General features: G+C 50.8%; 3 protein-coding genes. All 3 read left to right on the plus strand.

All coding sequences use genetic code 11. The annotated features are described in order from the left end of the window. Positions 1-562: helix-hairpin-helix domain-containing protein (locus STRDD11_RS05555; protein ID WP_277592705.1), on the plus strand; the 562-nt coding region annotated here is incomplete at its 5' end. A gap of 8 nt (positions 563-570) precedes the next feature. Next, complete coding sequence (locus STRDD11_RS05560; protein WP_128836141.1) at positions 571-1,521, plus strand: diacylglycerol kinase family lipid kinase; 951 nt, start codon at positions 571-573, stop codon at positions 1,519-1,521. A 21-nt stretch (positions 1,522-1,542) separates the two neighbouring features. Beyond that, on the plus strand, positions 1,543-3,276 hold a 1,734-nt coding region (gene pulA / locus STRDD11_RS05565), incomplete at its 3' end, for a type I pullulanase (protein ID WP_241209339.1).

Consider the following 3,276-nt stretch of genomic DNA (forward strand, 5'->3'; position numbering starts at 1 on the left):
AAATTTACTGCAGCTGGAAAATTTTAAGGAAAAATCAGCAAATAAATTGTATACTGCTATTCAAGCTTCCAAGGCGAACTCGGCTGAACGCCTCCTGTTTGGACTGGGAATCCGCCATGTGGGAAGCAAGGCTAGTAGGATTTTGCTGGAAACATTCCATGATATGATGACATTGTCTCAGGCAAGTCAGGAAGAGATTGCCGCTATTGACAGTCTCGGCACGGTGATTGCCCAAAGCCTGCATACTTATTTCGAGCAGGAAGGCTCCCAAATCCTTCTGGCCGAACTCAAGGAGGCAGGTGTCAACCTGGACTATCTGGGTGAAAAGGTTGCTGCTGATGCGGCCTTATCTGGTATGACAGTTGTCCTTACTGGCAAACTACAAAGACTAACACGGACTCAAGCCAAGGAAAAATTACAGAAATTGGGCGCCAATGTCTCAGGCAGCGTCTCTAAAAAGACAGACTTGGTAGTGGCCGGTGCAGATGCCGGCAGCAAACTGACCAAGGCTCAGGAACTGGGAATTGACATCCGCGATGAGGACTGGCTTGACCGCTTATGAGGCTGAATATGAAGGATAAGACAAAACGAGCGCGACTGATTTACAACCCAACTTCCGGACAGGAAATTATCAAGAGAAATATTGCAGAGGTGCTGGATGTTTTAGAAGATGTCGGCTATGAAACCAGTGCCTATCAGACAACTCCGGAGCCCCTGTCTGCTCAGAAAGAAGCAGAACGGGCGGCCAGAGCTGGCTTTGATTTGATTATTGCCGCAGGCGGCGACGGGACCATCAATGAAGTGGTCAACGGAGTGGCCGGGCTGGAAAGCAGACCCAAGCTGGCTTTTATTCCGACCGGCACCACCAATGACTATGCTCGGGCACTGAAGATTCCGATGGGCGATCCTGTGGCCGCAGCCCGCATTATCGAAAAGAATCAGACGATCAAGATGGACATCGGCCGGGCCTACGGCAGCAAATACTTTATCAACATTGCAGCGGCTGGGACCTTGACGGAGCTGACCTACAGTGTTCCCAGCGAGGTCAAGTCCCGTCTGGGCTACTTTGCCTATGTCGCTGAGGGAGCCAAGATCCTGCCCCGCTCCAAATTCCGCAAGGTCCGCATTGAGCATGACCACGGTGTTTTTGAAGGGAAAATTTCACTGATGTTTGCTGCGCTGACCAATTCGATTGCCGGCTTTGAGCAGCTGGCGCCTGATGCCAAGCTGGATGATGGCAATTTCACCCTGATTTTGGTCAAAACGGCCAACCTCTTTGATATGCTGGGCCTGATGATGCAGGCCATTAACGGCGGCCAGCATGTAGGGGATGTCAATGTCGAGTATCTGAAAACCAGCAGACTGAAACTGGAAATTTTGGATAAAAAAGAGCCTTTCATGCTGAATCTGGATGGCGAATACGGCGGTGATACACCGGTCGAATTGGAAGTGCTGGGCAACCACTTGGAATTTTTTGCGAATATTGATGAAATAAATGAAAACGCTCTTTCCATAGAGTAACTAGAGAAGAGATTGATGAAAATGTTAGACTATAAGGTCTTAGTCCATTACCACAATCCAAAAGGAGATTATTTCTCCTATGATATGTGGCAGTGGCAGATGAATAAATGGGGCCAGGAGTCCTCCTTTTCAAAATTGGATTATTTCGGTATTCAGGGCGAGCTGTCCTTCCAGACTTGGGACCCCTTGGACCATGCCCATGTCATTATCAAACGATCGGACTGGTCCAGTCAGTCCTGCGACTACCGTATTGACCTGCTGCCCCCTCACTTAAGGACAGAGGTCTGGCTGATTGAAGGGGACCATCAGGTTTATTATTCCCTGCAGGCTGCGACAACCAGCCACCATTATTCCCGCCGGCGGCCTCATAACTTTGATATGGCTCTGAGACCGGACTATTTTGACGAATGCTGGGGCTATCAGGGCTGGCTGGGACACCGTCAGACGGGGGAAAGCCACACCTTCAAGCTCTGGGCACCGACGGCTAAAAAAGTAGAATTGGTAATCTACCAGTCTGCCGGCAATGAAGCACCGGTCTATCAGACTTTTCCTATGGAAAAAGGGACCGTTTACTCTCAGAATCATGCTGATAATACCATCGGCGTCTGGACAGCGGAGCTGACAGAGGACTTAGCTGGGAAGGCCTATCAGTATCATGTCAGCTTTGAGTACAGGAACTTTTACAGCCGCGATCCTTATACTATAGCCACCAGTCCTGACGGCAAGCGTTCGGCTATTCTGACAGCAGAGGAGAGGCAGGTGCCGGGCTTTCATGTCCGTCAGGGCAGAGAAGCTATCTGGCGTTTGGACAATCCCAATCAGGCCGTTATCTACGAGATGCATATTCGGGATTTCAGCAAGTCGGAGAGCTCAGGGGTTGCCGGCCGCCTGAGCGGGACCTTTCTGGGAGCCTGCCAGACCGGCACTGAAAATCATCTGGGTCAGCCTACAGGGTTTGACTATGTCCGAAAGCTGGGCGTCAATGTCGTTCAGCTGCAGCCAATCTCCGATCGGCACAAGGACTATGACCAGACAGGACAGGTCACCTACAACTGGGGCTACGACCCGCAGAATTACAATGCTCCGGAAACCAGCTTTTCCAGCAATCCTGCTGACCCAGCGCAGGCCATCCGTGATTTGAAAACGATGATTCAGGCCTACCATGATGCGGGGATCTCTGTGACACTGGATGTGGTTTACAATCATATCTATTCCACCTATGATTCGGCCTTTCAGGCGACTGTGCCGGATTATTACTATCGTATGAATGCCAACGGCTCTTTCCAAAATGGAACGGGAGTTGGCAGCGAAACGGCCAGTGAGCATGAGATGTTCCGTAAGTTCATGATTGACTCTCTGCTCTATTGGGTCAGGGAGTTCAATATCGATGGCTTCCGCTTTGATCTGATGGGCATTCACGATGTAGAAACGATGAATGCAATCCGTCAGGCGATGGATGAGGTGGATCCGCGTATCCTGCTCTATGGCGAAGGCTGGGATATGGGCACCGGACTGATGCCGGAAGACAAGGCTAAGAAAGACAATGCCTACCAGATGCCGCGGATCGCTTTTTTCAATGATACCGAGCGCGATGCTGTCAAGGGAGCAGAGGTCTATGGCGGCCTGAAAGCCGGTTTTGTCAGCGGTCAGGCTACGGAGGATATTGTGGCCAAGTCCATTCTGGGCAGCAGTGAGCTGGGCTCCTATCTGCTGCCGCAGCAGGTGCTCAACTATGTAGAAGCCCATGACAATTTC

Source organism: Streptococcus sp. DD11, from assembly GCF_001578865.1.
GTDB lineage: Bacteria > Bacillota > Bacilli > Lactobacillales > Streptococcaceae > Streptococcus > Streptococcus panodentis.